The organism is Rhodobacter xanthinilyticus (genome assembly GCF_001856665.1).
Lineage (GTDB): Bacteria > Pseudomonadota > Alphaproteobacteria > Rhodobacterales > Rhodobacteraceae > Rhodobacter > Rhodobacter xanthinilyticus.
This window is the reverse complement of sequence record NZ_CP017781.1, coordinates 1,949,365-1,966,722: the sequence shown is the minus strand read 5'-3', so window position 1 is coordinate 1,966,722 and position 17,358 is coordinate 1,949,365. Positions and strand designations below refer to the sequence as shown.

General features: G+C 67.0%; 21 protein-coding genes. 14 read left to right on the top strand and 7 right to left on the bottom strand.

The genetic code is table 11. The features are described from left to right. Positions 1-74: 74 nt before the first annotated feature. Complete coding sequence (mazG, locus tag LPB142_RS09640; protein WP_071166240.1) at positions 75-908, bottom strand: nucleoside triphosphate pyrophosphohydrolase; 834 nt, start codon at positions 906-908, stop codon at positions 75-77. Positions 909-973: 65 nt separating this feature from the next. On the opposite strand from mazG, the gene LPB142_RS09635 reads away from it, so the two are divergent. From LPB142_RS09635 to LPB142_RS09590, 10 genes are all read left to right on the top strand, one after another. Further along, positions 974-2,137 carry a M20 aminoacylase family protein gene (locus LPB142_RS09635; protein WP_071166239.1) on the top strand — a complete coding sequence of 388 codons (1,164 nt, stop codon included), beginning with the start codon at positions 974-976 and terminating at the stop codon, positions 2,135-2,137. Positions 2,138-2,421: 284 nt separating this feature from the next. After that, positions 2,422-2,757, top strand: a complete 336-nt coding sequence (gene yajC / locus LPB142_RS09630) for a preprotein translocase subunit YajC (RefSeq protein WP_068766927.1) — start codon at positions 2,422-2,424, stop codon at positions 2,755-2,757. Positions 2,758-2,772: 15 nt separating this feature from the next. Further along, the gene (gene secD / locus LPB142_RS09625) at positions 2,773-4,437 is read left to right on the top strand and encodes a protein translocase subunit SecD (protein WP_071166238.1); all 1,665 of its coding nucleotides are present in this window, start codon (positions 2,773-2,775) and stop codon (positions 4,435-4,437) included. A gap of 10 nt (positions 4,438-4,447) precedes the next feature. Next, positions 4,448-5,431 carry a protein translocase subunit SecF gene (secF, locus tag LPB142_RS09620; RefSeq protein ID WP_071166237.1) on the top strand — a complete coding sequence of 328 codons (984 nt, stop codon included), beginning with the start codon at positions 4,448-4,450 and terminating at the stop codon, positions 5,429-5,431. Beyond that, entirely contained in the window at positions 5,418-5,783 is a 366-nt protein-coding gene (locus LPB142_RS09615; RefSeq protein WP_071166236.1) for an Mth938-like domain-containing protein, read from the top strand. The genes secF and LPB142_RS09615 overlap by 14 nt, the downstream gene beginning before the upstream one ends. Positions 5,784-5,793: 10 nt before the next feature. Continuing rightward, the gene (gene ccmA / locus LPB142_RS09610) at positions 5,794-6,438 is read left to right on the top strand and encodes a heme ABC exporter ATP-binding protein CcmA (protein WP_071166235.1); all 645 of its coding nucleotides are present in this window, start codon (positions 5,794-5,796) and stop codon (positions 6,436-6,438) included. Positions 6,439-6,574: 136 nt separating this feature from the next. Further along, complete coding sequence (ccmB, locus tag LPB142_RS09605; RefSeq protein ID WP_068766922.1) at positions 6,575-7,231, top strand: heme exporter protein CcmB; 657 nt, start codon at positions 6,575-6,577, stop codon at positions 7,229-7,231. An 83-nt stretch (positions 7,232-7,314) separates the two neighbouring features. Continuing rightward, the gene (locus tag LPB142_RS09600; protein ID WP_068766921.1) at positions 7,315-8,043 is read left to right on the top strand and encodes a heme ABC transporter permease; all 729 of its coding nucleotides are present in this window, start codon (positions 7,315-7,317) and stop codon (positions 8,041-8,043) included. Continuing rightward, positions 8,040-8,198: a heme exporter protein CcmD gene (gene ccmD / locus LPB142_RS09595; RefSeq protein WP_083392650.1), complete on the top strand. Its 159-nt coding sequence runs from the start codon at positions 8,040-8,042 to the stop codon at positions 8,196-8,198. Before LPB142_RS09600 ends, ccmD begins: the two co-directional genes overlap by 4 nt. Continuing rightward, positions 8,191-8,721, top strand: coding sequence for a DsbE family thiol:disulfide interchange protein (locus LPB142_RS09590; protein WP_156894356.1), 531 nt, complete (start codon positions 8,191-8,193; stop codon positions 8,719-8,721). Before ccmD ends, LPB142_RS09590 begins: the two co-directional genes overlap by 8 nt. A 63-nt stretch (positions 8,722-8,784) precedes the next feature. Here the strand turns inward: LPB142_RS09590 and LPB142_RS09585 are convergent, their stop codons facing one another. Next, a complete protein-coding gene (locus LPB142_RS09585; RefSeq protein WP_068766919.1) occupies positions 8,785-8,976 on the bottom strand; it encodes a hypothetical protein in 192 nt (63 codons plus the stop codon). Beyond that, positions 8,973-9,524, bottom strand: coding sequence for a hypoxanthine phosphoribosyltransferase (gene hpt / locus LPB142_RS09580; protein WP_068766918.1), 552 nt, complete (start codon positions 9,522-9,524; stop codon positions 8,973-8,975). Before hpt ends, LPB142_RS09585 begins: the two co-directional genes overlap by 4 nt. A gap of 90 nt (positions 9,525-9,614) precedes the next feature. Here hpt and LPB142_RS09575 point away from each other — a divergent pair, with 90 nt between their 5' ends. Together LPB142_RS09575 and LPB142_RS09570 are read left to right on the top strand one after the other, a co-directional pair. After that, positions 9,615-10,073, top strand: coding sequence for a type II toxin-antitoxin system RatA family toxin (locus tag LPB142_RS09575; protein ID WP_068766917.1), 459 nt, complete (start codon positions 9,615-9,617; stop codon positions 10,071-10,073). 179 nt (positions 10,074-10,252) lie between these two features. Continuing rightward, positions 10,253-11,689: a calcium-binding protein gene (locus tag LPB142_RS09570; RefSeq protein WP_198037821.1), complete on the top strand. Its 1,437-nt coding sequence runs from the start codon at positions 10,253-10,255 to the stop codon at positions 11,687-11,689. 56 nt (positions 11,690-11,745) lie between these two features. On the opposite strand, the gene LPB142_RS09565 is transcribed toward LPB142_RS09570, so the two are convergent. From LPB142_RS09565 to LPB142_RS09550, 4 genes are all read right to left on the bottom strand, one after another. Beyond that, on the bottom strand, positions 11,746-12,846 hold the full coding sequence (locus LPB142_RS09565; RefSeq protein WP_071166232.1) for an ammonium transporter: 1,101 nt from the start codon (positions 12,844-12,846) through the stop codon (positions 11,746-11,748). Positions 12,847-12,997: 151 nt separating this feature from the next. Further along, the gene (locus tag LPB142_RS09560) at positions 12,998-13,480 is read right to left on the bottom strand and encodes a CinA family protein (protein WP_071166231.1); all 483 of its coding nucleotides are present in this window, start codon (positions 13,478-13,480) and stop codon (positions 12,998-13,000) included. After that, on the bottom strand, positions 13,480-13,959 hold the full coding sequence (locus tag LPB142_RS09555) for a phosphatidylglycerophosphatase A family protein (RefSeq protein ID WP_071166230.1): 480 nt from the start codon (positions 13,957-13,959) through the stop codon (positions 13,480-13,482). The genes LPB142_RS09560 and LPB142_RS09555 overlap by 1 nt, the downstream gene beginning before the upstream one ends. A 1-nt stretch (position 13,960) precedes the next feature. Then, on the bottom strand, positions 13,961-15,100 hold the full coding sequence (locus LPB142_RS09550; RefSeq protein ID WP_071166229.1) for a bifunctional 2-C-methyl-D-erythritol 4-phosphate cytidylyltransferase/2-C-methyl-D-erythritol 2,4-cyclodiphosphate synthase: 1,140 nt from the start codon (positions 15,098-15,100) through the stop codon (positions 13,961-13,963). A gap of 218 nt (positions 15,101-15,318) precedes the next feature. On the opposite strand from LPB142_RS09550, the gene dusB reads away from it, so the two are divergent. Next, on the top strand, positions 15,319-16,293 hold the full coding sequence (gene dusB / locus LPB142_RS09545; protein ID WP_068766911.1) for a tRNA dihydrouridine synthase DusB: 975 nt from the start codon (positions 15,319-15,321) through the stop codon (positions 16,291-16,293). Continuing rightward, complete coding sequence (locus tag LPB142_RS09540; protein ID WP_068766910.1) at positions 16,290-17,357, top strand: two-component system sensor histidine kinase NtrB; 1,068 nt, start codon at positions 16,290-16,292, stop codon at positions 17,355-17,357. Before dusB ends, LPB142_RS09540 begins: the two co-directional genes overlap by 4 nt. Position 17,358 lies beyond the last annotated feature (1 nt).

Sequence of the window (17,358 nt, the reverse complement as noted above, 5' to 3'; positions counted from 1 at the left end):
GTCGGAGGGGGCGCTGCCCCCGCCGGGGCAAGCCCCGGCCCCCCGGGATATTTGCACATCGTTGAAGGGCGGGCCTATTTCACGCCCGCGCGTTTCGCCGCCTCCCAAAGCGCGTCCATCTCGGCCAGATCGCTTTCGCGCGGATGCTTGCCGCGCGCTTCAAGTTCGCGCTCTATGTAGCTGAACCGATTGGTGAATTTGCGGTTCGCGGCGCGCAGCGCGGCCTCCGGGTCGAGGCCGAGGTGGCGGCCGAGATTGACCATCACGAACAAGAGATCGCCATATTCCTCGGCGAGCTCCTCGGGCCCGAGCCTCTCGCGCGCCTCCTCGAGCTCGCGCGCCTCCTCGACGATCTTGTCGAGCACCTCGGCTGTCGACGGCCAATCGAACCCCACCCGGGCCGCGCGGTTTTGCAGCTTGAGCGCGCGGGTGAGCGCGGGCAGCCCCAGCGCCACCCCGTCGAGCACGCCTTTCTCGGCGCGGCCCGCGCGTTCGGCGGCCTTGATCTTCTCCCAATCCTCGGTCTGCTGCGCGGAGGATTTGTCGCGGCTCTCCGCGCCGAAGACATGCGGATGGCGCGCGATCATCTTGGCGTTGATCGCGCCGATCACATCCTCGATCGCGAAATGCCCGGCCTCGGCGGCCATCTGCGCGTGAAACACCACCTGCAGCGCCAGATCGCCAAGCTCGCCCGCCAGCTCCCCCCAGGCCTCGCGCGCGATCGCATCGGCGACCTCATGGGCCTCCTCGATCGTATAGGGCGCGATCGAGGCGAAATCCTGCTCGATATCCCAGGGGCAGCCCGCCTCGCGGTCGCGCAGCTGCGCCATGATCGCGACGAGCCGCTCGAATTGCGCGCCCGCCCCGCCGGTATCGTCGAAGAAGATCGGATCGGTGGATTTCGCCATTGCAACGCCCCGCGCTTGGGTTGATCTTGCCCCGGTCTACCCCCCTCAAGCCGATAGAGTCCACCATGCCCGTGATCAATAGTCTTGCCGCCCTCGCCCCGGAAATGGCTCAGTGGCGCCGCTGGCTGCACCGCCACCCCGAGCTCGAATTCGACCTGCCCGTGACCTCGGCCTTCGTCGCCGAGAAGCTGCGCGGCTTTGGTGTGGACGAGATCCACGAGGGGATCGCGACCTCGGGCATCGTGGCGCTCATTCGTGGGCGCGGCGAGGGGCCGGTGATCGGGCTGAGGGCCGATATGGATGCGCTGCCGATCACCGAGCTGACCGGCAAGGATTATGCCTCGGAAAACGAAGGGAAAATGCATGCCTGCGGGCATGATGGCCATACCACGATGCTGCTTGGCGCGGCGAAATATCTCGCCGAGACGCGCAATTTCGCGGGCACGGTGGCGCTGCTGTTCCAGCCTGCGGAGGAATCGGGCGGCGGCGGCGAGGTGATGGTGCGCGAGGGGGTGATGGAGCGCTTCGGGATCACCGAGGTCTATGGCATCCATAACGCGCCGAATGTGCCGCTCGGGCATTTCTACACCACCCAGGGGCCCTTGATGGCGGCGGTCGATACCGCTTGGGTGACGGTCACCGGCAAGGGCGGCCATGCGGCGCAACCGCAAGATTGCACCGACCCGGTTCCGGCGATCGCGGCGATGGTCACGGCGCTGCAGACGATCGTGAGCCGCAACCTCTATCCGATGGATGAGCTGGTGGTTTCCGTGACCCAGATCCACACCGGCTCGGCCGACAATATCATCCCCGAGGATGGCTGGTTCTGCGCCACGATCCGCTCCTTCACGCCGGCGGTGCGCGATCTGGTCGCGGCGCGGTTTCGCGAGATCGTGCAAGGGGTTGCGGCGGCCTTCGGGGTCTCGGCCGAGATCCGCTATGAGCGCGGCTACCCGCCCACGATCAACGACGCCGAAAAGGCGCGCTTTGCCGCGGGCGTGGCGCGCGAGGTCGCGGGCGAAGACGCCGTGCGCGACAATTTCGGCCGCGAAATGGGCGCGGAGGATTTCGCCTATATGCTCGAGGCGCGGCCCGGCGCCTATCTCTTCATGGGGATCGGGCCGGGCGAGGGGCTGCACCATCCGGGCTATGATTTCAACGATGCCGCGGCGCCTTATGGGGCAAGCTTCTTTGCGCGGCTCGTGGAACGTGCGCTGCCGTTCGGCTGAGGTTTCCTTTCATCTTGCCAGAAATATCCTGCGGGGGTCCGGGGGTGCAAAACCCCCGGCGGCGGGGCTTGTGAGGCGCCGGGCAGGGGGCGCTGCCCCCTCGGGCTTCGCCCTCACCCCCGGGATATTTTGGGCAAGATGAAAGGGCGGGGCGCACTTCTGACAGGGCCGTGAGGCGGGGCGGTGTCGCCTTGCCAAGGCGGAGGGCGCCGGATAGGGTGCGCCCCGACACCCGCTGCCGCGCCTTTCGGGCGTGGCTCAGGCCCTAAAGAGAGGACCACACCATGTTCGCAACGCCCGCTTTCGCCCAGGCCGCTGGCGCCCCCGCCGGGGCTGCCGCTTTCGGTCAGTTCCTGCCGCTGATCCTGATCTTCGTGATCATGTATTTCCTGCTGATCCGCCCGCAACAAAAGCGCGCCAAGGAGCACAAGGCGATGGTCGAGACGCTGCGCCGGGGCGATCAGGTCGTGACCCAAGGCGGGATCATCGGCAAGGTCTCGCATGTGCGCGAAGATGGCGAGCTCGAGATCGAGATTGCGCCGAACGTCAAGGTCCGCGTGATCAAATCGACCATCGTCCAGGTTCTTTCGAAGACCGAACCGGCCGCCAACGCCGGCTAAGGAAGGCGCCCCGCCATGCTGCAGATTTCGCTCTGGAAGCGCGTGCTGATCATCGGGCTTTGCCTTCTGGGGCTGGCCATGGCGGCGCCGAACCTGTTTTACAACCGCGTCGAGGGCCATAACGACGCGCTCGCGGCCTTCGAGAAGACCGGCGCCATGACCGCGGCGCAGGAAGAGGCGCGCGCGGGCTGGCCCGATTGGCTGCCCTCGGGGCTCGTCAATCTCGGGCTCGACCTGCGCGGCGGCGCGCATCTTCTGGCCGAGGTCAAGGTCGCCGAGGTCTACAAGGCGCGGATGGATGCGCTCTGGCCCGAGATGCGCAAGGCGCTCGCGGCCGAACGCGCCACGATCGGCTCGGTGCGGCGGATGCCTTCGGGCGAGGATGAGCTGAAGATCCAGATCGGCGAGCCCGGCCAGATCGCGCGTGCGGTCGAGATCGCGCGCACGCTCGCGACGCCGGTCGTCACGCTGACGGGCGTCGGCCAGAACGACATCGAGGTCACCGGCACGGGCGACACGATCACCGTGCGGCTGAGCCCCGCCGAACAGGCCGCGACCGATGAGCGCACCATGCAGCAATCGCTCGAGATCGTGCGCCGGCGGGTCGATGCCGCGGGCACGCGCGAGCCGACGATCATGCGCCAGGGCAATGACCGGATCCTGATCGAGGTGCCGGGCATCGGCTCGGCGGCCGAGCTCAAGGATCTGATCGGCACGACCGCGAAGCTGACCTTCCAGCCGGTGGTCGGGCGCGGATCGAACCCGAATGCGAACCCCGGCGCGGGCAATGAGATCCTGCCTGCGGCCGATGACGCCAACCTCTTCTACACGCTCGATAAAGTTCCGGTCGTCTCGGGCGACGAGCTGACCGATGCGCGCCCCGATACCGATCAGAACGGCACCCCTGCGGTCGCTTTCCGCTTCAACCCGACCGGCGCGCGCGCCTTTGGCGATTATACCGCCAACCATATCGGCGAGCCCTTCGCGATCGTGCTCGACGGCAAGGTGATCTCGGCGCCGGTGATCCAGTCGCATATCGCGGGCGGTTCGGGGATCATCACCGGGCGCTTCTCGGTGCAGGAGGCGACCGACCTGGCGCTCCTGCTGCGCGCGGGTGCGCTGCCGGCGGGGATGACCTTCCTCGAGGAACGCACGATCGGGCCGGAGCTCGGTCAGGACAGCATCGACGCGGGGCGCATCGCGGCCGTGGTCGGGCTGGTCGCCGTGGTGGGCTTCATGATCGCCACCTATGGGCTCTTCGGGGTCTTCGCCTCGCTCGCGCTGCTGATCAACATCGCGATGATCTTCGGCTTCATGTCGATGATCGGGGCGACGCTGACGCTGCCCGGGATCGCGGGGATCGTGCTGACCATGGGCACCGCGGTCGATGCGAATGTGCTCGTCTTCGAGCGGATCCGCGAGGAGCTGCGCACCGCCAAGGGGCCGGCGCGCGCCATCGAGCTCGGCTATGAAAAGGCGATGTCGGCGATTGTCGACGCCAACGTCACCACCTTCATCACCGGCGTGATCCTCTTCGTTCTGGGCGCGGGCCCGGTGCGCGGCTTTGCCGTCACGCTGATCGTGGGGATCGTCACCTCGGTCTTCACCGCGATCTGGGTGACGCGGGTCATGGTCGCGGCCTGGTATGCCCGGCGCCGCCCGAAAACCATCACGCTCTGAGGAGAACGACATGTCCTTCCGGCTCAAACTCGTTCCCGACCACACGAGCTTCGACTTCTTCAAACATGCCTGGCTGACCTTCGGGGCGTCGGTCGTGGCGGTGATCGCCTCGGCGGTGATCGCGCTGGTGATGGGGCTCAACTTCGGCATCGATTTCAAGGGCGGCACCACGATCCGCACGGAATCGACCCAGGCGCTCGATATTGCCGGCTACCGCGCCGCGCTGAGCCCGCTCGGGCTTGGCGATGTCGCGATCACCGAGGTCTTCGACCCGAATTTCGCCGCCGATCAGCATGTCGCCTCGATCCGCATCCAGGCGCAGGGCGATGCCGAGGCGGTGACGCCCGAAACCATCACCAAGATCGAGGCCGCGCTCCAGGCCGTCGACCCGGAGGTGCGCTTCATCTCGACCGAATCTGTCGGCCCGAAAGTCTCGGGCGAGCTGATCTGGACGGCGGTCTGGTCGGTGCTGGCGGCGACGGCGGCGATCGTGGTCTATGTCTGGGTGCGCTTCGAGTGGCAATATTCGATCGGCGCGCTGGCCGCGCTCGTCCATGATGTCGGCCTCACGATCGGGATCTTCTCGCTCTTCCAGATCAAGTTCGATCTGACGATCATCGCGGCGCTGCTCACCATCCTCGGCTATTCGATCAACGACACCGTGGTGGTCTTCGACCGGCTGCGCGAAAACCTGATCAAATACAAGACGATGCCGCTCAAGGATGTGATGAACCTCTCGGTCAACGAGACGCTCTCGCGCACCGTGATGACCTCGGGCACGACGCTGATCGCGCTGATCTCGCTTCTCGTGCTTGGCGGCGATGTGATCCGGGGCTTTGTCTTCGCGATGACCTGGGGCGTGATCGTGGGCACCTATTCCTCGGTCTATGTCGCCAAGAACATCGTGCTCTTCATCGGGCTCGATCGCGACAAGCAACCCGAAGATCCCTCGGCGATATTCTTTACCGAAGGGGGGGCGAATGCCGATCCTTGAGGCCGAGTTCGGCTCCGCTCTGCCGGTCGATGGCTATGGGCCCGGGGTGTTCCGGGTCGCGGGGAAGCTGATCCGCGGCGCGATCGTGATCGAGGCGGGCGGCGTCAGCGCCTGGGGCGGCTATGACGACCGCGCCACGCTGGCCGGGCTGGCTGGCAAGGTCGAGCTCCTCTTTGTCGGCACCGGCCAGGAAATTGCCTATCTTCCCAAGGATTTCGTGGCCGAACTTGAAGCGCTCGGGATCCTTTGCGAGGCGATGGCCAGCCCCTCGGCCGCGCGCACCTATAACGTGCTGCTCTCCGAAGGCCGGCGCGTGGCCGCGGCGCTCCTGCCGCTGCCCGAGGCGCCGTGAGGGGGGCCGCATGACGCTCCTTTCGGTCGAAAACCTCACCGTCACCCGCGGCGGGCTCGCGGTCCTCGAGGGGGTGAGCTTCACGCTCGGCGCGGGCCAGGCGCTGGTCTTGCGCGGGCCGAACGGCATCGGCAAGACGACGCTCCTGCGCACGCTCGCGGGGCTGCAACCGCCGCTCGCGGGCCGCGTCTCGATGCCGCCCGAGGCGATGGCCTATGCGGCCCATGCCGATGGGTTGAAGGCGACGCTGTCGGTCGCGGAAAACCTGCGCTTCTGGGCCTCGGTCTATGGCACCGGGCCGATCGGCGGCGCGCTCGAGCGGATGAACCTGCGCGCGCTCGAGACACGCGCGGCGATGAGCCTCTCGGCGGGGCAAAAGCGCCGGCTGGGGCTCGCGCGGCTCCTCGTCACCGGGCGGCCGGTCTGGGTGCTCGATGAGCCCACCGTCTCGCTCGACGCGGCCTCGGTCGCGCTTTTCGCCGAGGCCGTGCGCGCCCATCTCGCCACCGGCGGCGCGGCCTTGATTGCCACCCATATCGACCTCGGTCTCGCCGAGGCCGAGGTGCTCGACCTTGCCCCCTTCAAGGCGCGCCCGCCGCATCTGGGCGGCCATAAAGGCGCCTTTGACGAGGCCTTCGAGGAGGGCTTCGCATGAGCGCATCTGGCAGCTTCGGGACGCTCCGCGGGGGATATTTGGAGCAAGATGAAAAGCGAAGGATGTCCGACTTTCATCTTGCCATAAATATCCCCGCCGGAGGCATCCGCGGCCGGGCCGAGACGGGAGGCCGGGCATGATTGCGGTTTTGCTGCGCGATTTGCGGCTCGCGGTGCGGGCGGGGGGCGGATTTGGCCTCGGGCTTGCGTTCTTTCTGATCGTGGTGACGCTGGTGCCGTTCGGGGTCGGGCCGGAGGGCGGGGGCTTGGCGCGGATCGCGGCGGGGATCTTGTGGATCGGGGCGCTTCTGGCCTGTCTGCTCTCGCTCGACCGGATTTTCGCGCTCGATTTCGAGGATGGCTCGCTCGATCTGCTGGCCACGGCGCCGATCCCGCTCGAGGCGGTGGTGTCGATGAAGGCGCTGGCGCATTGGCTCACGACCGGGCTGCCGCTGATCCTTGCGGCGCCGGTGTTCGGGGTGCTCTTGCATCTGCCGGGGCCGGCCTATCTGTGGCTGGTGATTTCGCTCTTGCTCGGCACGCCGGCGCTTTCGGTGCTCGGCACCTTCGGCGCGGCGCTCACCGTCGGGCTCAAGCGCGGGGGGCTCTTGCTCTCGCTCCTCGTGTTGCCGCTCTATGTGCCGACGCTGATCTTCGGGGCGGAGCTGATCAAGCGCGGCGCGAGCGGGATGGCGGTGGAGGTGCCGCTTCTGATGCTCGCGGGGATCACTGCGGCGGTGGTTGCGGTGGTGCCTTTCGCCTCGGCGGCCGCGATCCGGGTCAATTTGCGGTGAGTTTGACCCTCGTCAAATGGTCGCGTTGCAAAACGTGGCAAAGGCCTTAGGCAGAAGCGCGAACGAACAGGGAAATCCGGCAGATGTCGATTTGGGAATACGCCAACCCGGTGAAATTCATGAAGACCTCGAGCTATGTTCTGCCCTGGGCGGCGGGGCTGGCGGGGGTTTGCATCGTCACCGGGCTTGTCTGGGGCTTTTTCTTCACGCCCGAGGCCACGAATTTCGGCTCCACCGTCAAGGTGATCTATGTCCATGTGCCGTCCGCGATGATGGCGATCAACATCTGGGCGATGATGCTCGTCACCTCGCTGATCTGGATCATCCGGCGCCACCATGTCTCGGCGCTGGCCGCCAAGGCCGCGGCGCCGATCGGGGCGGTGATGACGCTGATCGCGCTGATCACCGGGGCGATCTGGGGCCAGCCGATGTGGGGGACCTGGTGGGAATGGGATCCGCGGCTGACCTCGTTTCTGATCCTGTTCCTGTTCTATCTGGGCTACATGGCGCTCTGGGGGGCGATCGACAACCCCGATACGGCGGCCGATCTGACCGGGGTCCTGTGCCTCGTGGGCTCGGTTTTCGCGCTGTTGAGCCGCTATGCGGTCAATTTCTGGAACCAGGGCCTGCATCAGGGCGCGACGCTCTCGCTCGACGAGAAGGAGAATATCTCCGATGTCTACTGGTTCCCGCTGCTGATCTGTATCGCGGGGTTTGTGCTGTTCTTCGTGGCGCTGGTGCTGTTGCGCACCCGCACCGAGATCCGGGCGCGCCGGCTCAAGGCGCTTGAGCAGAGGGAGCGGATGGCATGATGCCGGAACTGGGGAAATATGCGGTCACGGTGCTGGGCTCCTATGGGGCGACGGTGGTGTTGCTCGCGGGGCTGGTGGCGGTGTCGCTGTGGCGCGGGGCGAAGGTGAAACGCGCGCTCGAGGCGCAGGAAAAACGGATGAAGAACCATGGCTAAGCCGTTGATGTTCCTGCCTCCGGCGCTGTTTGCGGCGCTGGCGGGGATGTTTGTTTGGGGGATGAACCGCGAGGATCCGAGCCAGCTGCCGACGGCGCTGGCGGGCAAGCCTGCGCCGGCGGTGCAGCTCGGCTCGCTGGAGGGCGCGCCGGTCTTTACCCAGGCCGATCTGGCCGACGGGCAGATGAAGCTGGTGAATTTCTGGGCCTCGTGGTGCGCGCCGTGCCGGGTCGAGCACCCGAACCTCGAGGCGCTCGCGCGGGATGGCGTGACGGTGCTCGGCGTCAATTACAAGGACGACCCGGAGAAAGCCGCGGGCTTTCTGGCCGAGCTCGGCAACCCCTATGCCAAGATCGGCACCGATCGCGAGGGGCGGATGGCGCTCGACTGGGGGGTCTATGGCGTGCCGGAGACTTTCGTTGTCGATGGCGAGGGCAAGATCGTGTTGCGCTTTGCCGGGCCGATCACTGAGAAGGTGATCGAGGAACAGCTCTCGCCCTATCTCGGCGGCGAGGGGGAATAATCGTTCCGGGGCAGGGGTTTCGGGGCCGTTCTTAACGTAATGGGGCGCCGCGCGGCGCCCTGTTCATTTCAGATGCGGCACCGAGAGCGTGCCGCGCGGGCGCTCCATCTGCGCCCAATCGGGCCAGAGCCCCGCCCAGTCGAGCGTCACGATCACCACCACCACCGCGACCACGGTCAGCACGATGTAAAGCTGGCGCATCGAGGGCGGGTGGCGCACCCAGCGCGCCATCCGCACCAGCCACATCAGGTTCATGCGCCGCTCTCATCGGTGAAGCGCACCGTGCCGATGAACGGCAGGTTGCGGTGGTTTTGCGCGAAATCGAGCCCGTAGCCCACCACGAATTTGTCGGGGATCTCGAAGCCCGTCCAGGTGGCGCGCACATCGACCTCGCGGCGCGAGGGTTTGTCGAGCATCGCGCAACATTCGATCCGCCGGGGCCCGCGCGCGCGCAAGAGCTCCATCACCTTCGAGATCGTGTGCCCGGTATCGACGATATCCTCGACGACCAGCACATCGCGCCCGCCAATATTGCCGCGCAAGTCCTTGAGAATGCGAACCTCCCGGCTCGAGGTCGTTTCATTGCCATAGCTCGAGGCCTCGAGGAAATCGACCTCGCAGGGCAGGTCGATCTCGCGGATCAGATCGGCGATGAACAGGAACGAGCCGCGCAGAAGCCCGATCACCACGAGCTTGTCGGTGCCGCGGAAGCTCTCCGAGATCTCCCGCCCGAGGGCCTCGACCCGCGCGGCGATCTGTTTGGCCGAGATCATCTGCTCGATGACATAGGGGGGCTGCGACATCCGTTTCTCCTTGGCTGCCCGGCGGTTCCGGGCCTTGAACCCGCCCCCGGTTTATCGCAACAAGGGGCGGGAAGGAACCGGGGACGAGCGATGCCGACACATTCCGAAAAGCGTGTGATGCCGTATTCTGCGCAGCAGATGTATGATCTCGTGTCGGATGTGGCGCGCTACCCGGAGTTTCTGCCCTGGAACTCGGCCGCGCGGGTGCGCACGCGCCGCCCGGGCCCGGAGCCGGGCTCCGAGGTGCTCGAGGCGGATCTGGTGATCTCGTTCAAAGTGTTTCGCGAGCGGTTTGGCTCGCGCGCGGCGCTCTACCCCGGGCGGCACCGGGTCGAGGTCGACTATCTCGACGGGCCGTTCAAATATCTGCGCAGCTGGTGGCAATTCGCCGATCGCGCGGAGGGCGGCTGCGATGTCGAGTTTTTCGTCGATTTCGAGTTCCGCAACGCGATCTTGCAAAAGGTGATCGGGGTGGTCTTCGACGAGGCGATGCGGCGAATCGTGCGCGCTTTCGAGGACCGGGCGGTGGCGCTTTACGGCAAGGCCTGAGCGGAAACAATCGCGCGCCATGGCGCGGATTGTTTCGCGCGCGCCTAGCGCCGACTGTCGTAACCCGCTGAAATCTGGCGAAATCAAGGTTAACGATTTCGTGATCCGTGGTATCTTCAGGCTGGCCGTTTGGGCCGTCAGCCTGGGGGGGCTGCATCAAGTATCTAGGGCTTATGGTTTTGGCGTTTCTGCCGGCGATTGTCGGGATCGGCTTTGCGGTGGAGGCGTTTGACGAAGACGAGGACGAGGACGAGCCGGGGGAGCCCGCGCCCGAGGCGGGGCAGGATCTGCTCGGCAGCCAGGGCGCCGATACGCTCGAGGGCGGCGATGGGGCCGATACGCTGACCGGGCTTGGCGGGGCTGATCTGCTTGCGGGGGGCGATGGCTGGGATGCGATCACCGGCGGGGCGGGCGATGATACGCTTGCGGGCGGCGCGGGCCGCGATACGCTGATCGGCGGGTCTGAGCGCGATCTGCTCAACGGCAATGCCGGCAACGATCAGGTTTCGGGCGATGACGGCGCCGATACGATCCGCGATTTTGACGGGCTCGACACGCTTCTGGGCGGCGACGGCGATGATCTGATCCTCTCGGACGACGCGGAGGCCGATTATATCGGCGGCGGGCCGGGGGCGGATAGGATCACGCTCGGCGCGATGGCGGAGGATACCGTGAACGCGGGCGGCGGCGATGATGTGATCACGGCGGCGGGCGGCGTGGGGGTGATCCGCGGCGAGGATGGTGATGATCTGATCTCGGTCGGCCAGGCCGATGACGTTGCGGTCTGGGCGGGGGCGGGCGCCGATACGGTGATCGCGAGCGGCACCGCGACGATCTGGCTCGACGAGGAGGGCGGATCGGCCGCCGATGTGCTCGAGCTCGGGCTCTGGGAGAACCAGGGGTTCCCGACCGTGGCCGATTTCGTGGTGGGCACCGATCTTTTGCAGCTCGCCGATGGCAGCGACCCGGCCGATCATGTGATCGGCGGCTATGACACCGATACGGGCGCGCTCGTGGTGACGCTCGACGGCGCGGAGATCGGGTTTTTCACCGGGCTCGCGGGCACCGATCCGGCGGCGCTCTTCACGCGCGCGACGGTCCATGAGATCACCGGCACCGCGCTTTCGGATACGCTCGTCGATACCGCGGGCGATGATCTTCTCTCGGGGCTTGGCGGCGGCGATACGCTGATCGGCACCTCCGGCGCGGATACGCTTTCGGGCGGGGCGGGCGGCGATTTTCTCGATGACGGGATGATCCAGAACCCCGCGCATCTCTCCGATTTTGCGGCCGATGATGCGGCGGTGATCGAGGGCGGCTCGGGCAATGATACGATCACCGCCTCGAACGCCGATACCGTCGCGGGGGGCTCGGGCGCAGATCTGATCGTGGTCGAATATGGCGAGGGGACCGAGCCGGTTCTGATCACCGATTTCGAGCCGGGGGTGGATGAGCTCTCGGTGCAATATGCCGGGGGGGATGCGAGCGGGATCTGGTCGACGCAGCTCGCCGCGAGCGGCACCGATCTCGAGATCGTCGATGAGGCCGGGCGGGTCTATGTGATCTTGCAGGGCATCACGGCGCTTTCGGTCGCGGATTTCCCGCAGATGGCCTGAGCGCGAAAGGCCGCCCCAGGGGGGCGGCCTTTTTCTTTCCTATCAACCGGTTGCGGTCAGGAGTTCATGTCATAGGCGCGCTCGCCATGGGTGGAGAGATCGAGCCCGTTCGTCTCGGCCTCGCGGTCGACCCGCATCGGCAAGACGAGCGCCACGGCCTTCGCGAGGAGCCAGCTCACCGCGAGCGTATAGACCCCGACCACCGCCAGCGCGCCGAGCTGCGCGACCCAGGTGCCGTGGCCGAAGACCGCGATCATCACCGTGCCGAAGATCCCGCCGACACCATGGACGGCGAAGACATCGCGCGTGTCATCGACGCCGATCCGCTCGCGGATCAGCACCACCGCCTCCTGGCACAAGATCCCCGCGAGCGTGCCGGTGACGATGCCGACGAGCGAGCTGCGGCCGAATTTGATCCGCTCCCAGGCGGCCCAGCTCAGGCTCGCGGCGGCGGCGGAGAGATGCGTGACCGTGATCGCCATCGCCGCGCCGCCATCGGCCGCGAGCTGCGAGCCGCCGTTGAAGCCAAACCAGCCGACCCAGAGCATGCCCGCGCCCATCGCCACCATGCCGGGGCTGTGCGGCGGCGTGGTGCGGTGGCGCCGCGGCCCGATCATCACCGCCAGAAGCAGCGCCGCGAGCGCCGCGGTCTCATGCACGACGATGCCGCCGGCGAAATCGCGCGTGCCGGTCGCGCCCCAGATCCCGCCATCGGCCATCAGCCCGCCGCCCCAGATCCAATGCGTGACCGGCGCATAGACGGCGAGCATCCACAGCCCCGAGAAGGTCATCACGAAGGCGAAATTCACCCGCTCGACAAAGGCGCCGAGGATCAGCGCCGGGGTGATCACCGCGAAGGTCATCTGGAAGGCGAAAAACGCGATCACGGGGAGGGTGCCGCGCAGCGTCTCGGGCCCGACGCCGAGGAGCGCGACCCGCCCGAGCCCGCCCCAGACGCCGTTCGCCCCGCCAAAGGCGATCGAATAGCCCAGAAGCAGCCACAGAACGCTCATCAGCGCCGCGATGCCGAAACATTGCATGAAGACCGAGAGCACGTTGCGCGCCCGCACCAGCCCCCCATAGAACAGCGCCAGCCCCGGCAGCGTCATGAACAGCACCAGCGCCACCATGATCCAGGCGGTATCCGCCCCGTTCATCCCCGAATCCCTCCGATTTGCCTATTGCGCAGGCAAGGCGCATGAATTGGGCGTTCGGAAAATCGGCAGATGCGCGGATTGGGCGCTTAAATCGACGGCAGTTCGAGGAGTGCCGTTTGTTTGGGCGATATTCTGGCGCGCGGGGTGAAAATTAGGCGCCTTCCGAAGCGCCCAACGCCGCTTCCAACAGCCCGAGCGCATGATCGCGCGCCGCGGCGCGCACCGCGGAGCGGCCAAGCGCGCCGAACTCCACCGTCTCGACCCGCGTCGGCGCGCCCTTGCGGGCGAGGCCGAAACAGACCCGGCCTTCGGGTTTGAACTCCGACCCGCCGGGGCCGGCGATGCCGGTGATCGAGACCGCGAGATCGGCGAGCGACCGGGCGAGCGCGCCCTCGGCCATCTCGCGCGCGACGGGCTCGGAGACCGCGCCATGGGCGGCAAGCGTCGCGGCCGAGACGCCGAGCATCGCCTCCTTGGCGGCGTTGGAATAGGTGACGAAGCCGCGCTCGAAGACATCGGAGGCGCCCGGGATCTCGGTCAGCGCGGCGGCGACGAGCCCGCCGGTGCAGCTCTCCGCGGTGGCGATGCGGGCGCCTTGGGCGCGGGCGGCGGCTAGGATCCGAACTTCAGACATTACATGAAGAACCCGTGGTAAAGCCCTGCAAGAATGAGCGTTCCGATCCCGGCGAAGAGGCCCGCCCAGAGGTCGTCGAGCATCACGCCCGGCGCATCGCCGCGCCGATCCGCGCGGCCGACGAGCCAAGGTTTCCAGATGTCGAAGAGGCGAAACAGCAAAAAGGCCGCGAACGGGCCGGGCCAGACCATCGGCACATCGCGCATCCAGAAGCCGAAGGCCGGGAACAGCAGCGCGAGCCACATCCCCGCGACCTCGTCGATGACGATCTCGGACGGGTCTTCGCCGGGGCGGCCGCGCAGCTCGACCCCCACCGCCCAAAAGCCGAGCGCGGTGACCGCGACGGTGGCCACCGCGAGCGGCCAGGCGCCCCAGAAATGCTCGATCGCCCAGCCAAGGAGCACCGCCACGAGCGAGCCCCAGGTGCCCGGCGCCGGGCGCATCAGGCCGACAAAGCCGAAGGTGGTGATCGCGCGCATGTTACTCTCCGATCAGCGTGGCGGTGGCGATGGCGGCGATGCCTTCCTCGCGGCCGGTGAAGCCAAGCCGCTCCGAGGTGGTGGCCTTGACCGAGATCCGGCCCGCCTCGAGCCCCATGATGCGGGCAAGTTCTGCCGCCATTTCAAGGGCATGCGGGCCGATCTTCGGGCGCTCGCAGATCAGCGTGACATCGCAGTTCGAGATCCGGTAGCCCTTGGCCGCGGCGAGTTTCACCGCGTGATCGAGGAAGATCCAGCTCGCCGCGCCCTTCCATTGCGGGTCGGAGGGCGGGAAATGGCGGCCGATATCGCCCTCGGCCAGCGCGCCATAGATCGCATCGGTGAGCGCATGCATCCCGACATCTGCATCAGAATGGCCCAGCAACCCCTTGGAATGCGGGACTTTTACCCCGCAGAGCACGACATGGTCGCCCTCGCAGAACGCATGCACATCATAGCCATTGCCCAGCCGCACATCCATCGCGCGCTCCTTTCTGGCCCGCAAGATCGCCTCGGCGCGGGCGAAATCCTCGGGATAAGTGATTTTCAGATTGTCCTCCGAGCCCGCGACGATGTCCACCGCGAGGCCTGCGGCACGCGCGACCTCCACATCATCGGCCGCGCCGCCCGGATGGGCGCGATGCGCGGCGAGGATCGCGTCGAAGCGGAAGCCCTGCGGGGTTTGCGCGCGCCACAGGCCCTCGCGCGATTGGGGGCCCGCAACGCGCCCTTCGGCGCCGCGCCAAAGCGCATCCGAGACCGGCAGTGCCGGCGCCGCGGCGGGGCCCCGGTCGAGCGCCTCAAGCACGCGCCGGGTCACCTCGGCGGGCACCAGCGGGCGCGCACCGTCATGGATCAGAACCTTGGAAATATCCATGCCCTCAAGGGCTTCGAGCGCGTTCTTCACGCTCTCCGAGCGGCTTTCCCCGCCCGCGACCAGGGTCGCCGAGCCGCCGAGCAACGCCGCGCCGCGCGCCATATCCTCGGGGTGCAGCACGACCACGATCCGCCCCAGCCCGCGAAAGGCCGCGACGGTCCGAGCGAGCACCGGCAGGCCCGCCAGATCGCACCATTGTTTGGGCTCGGCCGTGCCCGCGCGCGTGCCGCGCCCCGCGGCCACGATCACCACTGCCACCGTCATCCCCGACTCCTCGCTGCTCAAGCCTTGGGCTACAGGCTTAGGTCATGCGCGCATCCCATGCAATCCGCGCCTTTCGGTCGCAGTTTGGCGCGCTAACAGGGCTTGCATGCTGAAATATTAGGCTGATGCTGATTTTTGCCGCCGTTTTCGCGCGGCCGGAATTGTGATTCCCCCGCGAAACCGTTAGCGAGAAGACACATCAACCCAAGGTAGCCTGCGTGACCATTCATCTCGACGATCATCGCCTCGATCCGCCGGTGCTGCTTGCGCCGATGGCGGGGATCACCGATCTGCCGTTCCGGCGGATGGTGGCGCGGTTTGGCGCGGGGCTCGTGGTGTCGGAGATGGTCGCTTCGGGCGAGATGCTGACGGCCAAGCCTTCGGTGCGGGCCAAGGCGCGCAGCGAGCTCGGGCTCGATCTGCCGTCTTCGGTGCAGCTTGCCGGGCGCGAGGCGCGGCCGATGGCGGAGGCGGCGAAAATGGTCGCCGACATGGGCGCGCGGATCATCGATATCAACATGGGCTGCCCGGCGAAAAAGGTCACCGGCGGGGCCTCGGGCGCGGCGCTGATGCGCGACCCGGACCATGCGTTGCGGCTGATCGAGGCGGTGACGGCGGCGGTTGACGTGCCGGTGACGCTGAAGATGCGGCTCGGCTGGGATGACGAGAGCCGCAACGCGGCCGATCTGGCGCGCCGGGCCGAGGGCGCCGGGGTCAGGATGATTGTCGTGCATGGCCGCACGCGGATGCAGTTTTATCAGGGCCAGGCCGATTGGTCGGCGATCCGCGAGGTGGTCGAGGCGGTTTCGGTGCCGGTGGTGGCCAATGGCGATATCACCGATGCGGCGAGCGCGCGGGCGGCCTTGGCGGCGAGCGGCGCGGCGGGGGTGATGGTCGGGCGTGGCGCGCAGGGGGCGCCTTGGGTTCTGGCGGAGATCGGTCATGCGCTGCATGGCGGGCCGGCCCCGCGCATCCCGCGAGGCAACGAGCTTTCTGACCTGATTTCAGAGCATTACGAGGCGATGTTGAGGTTTTACGGGGGCGATGTCGGGCTGCGGCTCGCGCGCAAGCATCTGGGCTGGTATGCCGACCGTCTGGGGGCGCCCTTGCGCGCCGAGATGATGGTGGCGCAAAGCCCGGAGGCGGTGCTCGCGCTGATCCGGGCGGCCTTTGGCGAGAGGGCTGCCGCATGAACCTGCCGCCGCCCGGGATCATCTGGAACTCGCTGCCGACGCCGGCGTTGTTGATCGACGAGAACGACCGCATGGTCGAGGTCAATCCGGCGGCGGAGCTTTTCTTGAATCTGTCCGCCAAGTCCTTGAAAGGGCAGTCTATTCTCGAACGTCTGGCGATCACCGCGCCGCTGGAGGAGATCTTCTTTCGGGTGCGCAAGAACCGCGCCTCGCTGTTTGTGAACGATGTCGATGTCACCACGGGCGAGAAGGCGCCGGTGCAGTGCAACCTGCAGGCGGCGCCGGTGGGCGAGGAGCCGGGCACGGTGCTTCTGCTGATCAGCCCGCGCGAGATCGCCGACCGGCTGGGCCGGGCGAGCATGGTCAAATCGGCGGCGCGTTCGGCGATCGGGATGGCGGAGATGCTGGCCCATGAGATCAAGAACCCGCTCGCGGGGATCGCCGGGGCGGCGCAGCTCCTGAGCATGAACTTATCCGGCGAAGACCTTGAATTGACAGATCTTATTGTCGATGAGACCCGGCGGATCGTGAAGCTGCTCGAACAGGTCGAGCAGTTTGGCAATGTCCGCCCGCCGGAGAAGAAATCAGTCAATATCCATGACGTTCTCGACCGGGCGCGCAAATCCGCGATGGTGGGCTTCGGCGCGCATATGACGATCCTCGAGGATTACGACCCCTCGCTGCCGAACACGCTTGGCGACGCCGATCAGCTCACTCAGGTGTTCCTCAATCTGCTCAAGAACGCCGCCGAGGCGGCCAAGGGCTCGGGCACGATCCGGCTGCATACCTTCTACGATTTCGGGCTGCGGCTGCGGCGCGCCGATGGCAAGGGCCAGGCTCTGCCCTTGCAGATCGAGGTGATCGACGACGGCCCCGGGATCCCGCCCGATCTCGCCAATTCGATCTTCGAGCCCTTCGTTTCGGGGCGCGAAAACGGCACCGGCCTCGGCCTCGCGCTGGTGTCCAAGATCATTTCCGAACACGACGGCTGGATCAGCCTCGATTCTGTGCCTGGGCGCACCGTGTTCCGCATTTCACTCCCTGTCGCCCCGAAGGAGACTTGAC